This window comes from Moorena sp. SIO4E2 (genome assembly GCF_010671945.1).
GTDB classification, from domain to species: Bacteria; Cyanobacteriota; Cyanobacteriia; order Cyanobacteriales; family Coleofasciculaceae; genus Moorena; species Moorena producens.
Window position 1 is genome coordinate 1 of sequence record NZ_JAAHIE010001371.1, and the last position, 1,125, is coordinate 1,125.

Annotated in this window: 1 protein-coding gene; it reads right to left on the reverse strand. The window is 45.0% G+C overall.

Annotation, left to right across the window (positions count from 1 at the left end; genetic code table 11):
- Positions 1-97: 97 nt before the first annotated feature.
- Positions 98-1,081, reverse strand: coding sequence for a pentapeptide repeat-containing protein (locus F6K37_RS43765; protein ID WP_287257394.1), 984 nt, complete (start codon positions 1,079-1,081; stop codon positions 98-100).
- Positions 1,082-1,125: the final 44 nt, after the last annotated feature.

Consider the following 1,125-nt stretch of genomic DNA (forward strand, 5'->3'; position numbering starts at 1 on the left):
TCTTACCCCACAAAGGCGTTTGAACTCCTGGTTAGTTAAATCTTTAACTTTTTGATAGGTCATTATTTTCCCTTATACTGACCCATTTATATCTTTTTTATTGGACTTTTGCAAGAGGTCTATTGTAACCATAACCACTAACCAATAATTCTCTGACAGCCGTATCAGCTAAGATAGTTTTACCTGGTCTAGCTCGGTCAAGTTTTATGGTATCTTGCCAACAGGTACGAGTTAGATTAGCTTCTCTTAAATCTGTACTTTTGAGGGTAGCTCCTGTAAAATCAGCATCAGTTAAATCGGCTTTGTAAAAACTGGTCCCTCCTGTAGCAGCAAAAGCAATAGCAATAGTGCGAATCCAGGCATCTCGGGGGTCTCCCTTTAAAGCACGCCAGCCCAGGTAAGCACCAAGTAATACTAAGACTAAGGCTACAGCTATGGCTACGGCTGTGTCTAAGCCTCCGCTTAATTCGAAGGCGCTGGTGCTGGCGATGACGATGATGATAAGGATGGCGATAATGATGGTAATGGGGATGGTGAAGGCACTGGCGATGGCGATGGCGCTGGCTATGGCTATGGCGATGGCGCTGGCTATGGTGAAGGCAGTGTCGATGGCGCTGGCGCTGGCTATGGCTATGGCGATGGCGCTGGCTATGGCGCTGGCGCTGGCGACTGCTGCTCCCATACCTTGACGCAGGATAACACTATATACTATAATGATTATAATGAAAGCCATCTGGCCGGAGACTTGGTGATCTGAGAAGAGTTGGTAGTCATATGAGTCGTTGTCAATGATTAACGCTACTACTACCCCAGCGAGTAAGGAGGCAACTCCTGATAGTCCTGACACTATCCATGAAACTAACAGAATAAAAGTTACCCAGCGTTTTTGTAATCCAGACTTGGCCTTACAAAAATTAGTTCTGGCTAGATTAGTACTCTTAAAATTTGCTCCCCTAATATCAGCTTCACTAAAATCTGCCCCTGAAAGGTCTTGCCCCTGGAATGACTGACCTCTGAGATTTTCCCTGCGGAAATCCCTTTGTCCATTCTTATATCTGGTTATAACGTCATTAGCTTTCATTAGTCGTTTATCAGCTATCAGCTATCAGTTATCAGCGGTCAGCA

Bases quoted from the DNA above. Each gene is read 5' to 3' on its own strand.
- F6K37_RS43765 (WP_287257394.1), bottom strand. From the start codon at position 1,081: ATGAAAGCTAATGACGTTATAACCAGATATAAGAATGGACAAAGGGAT.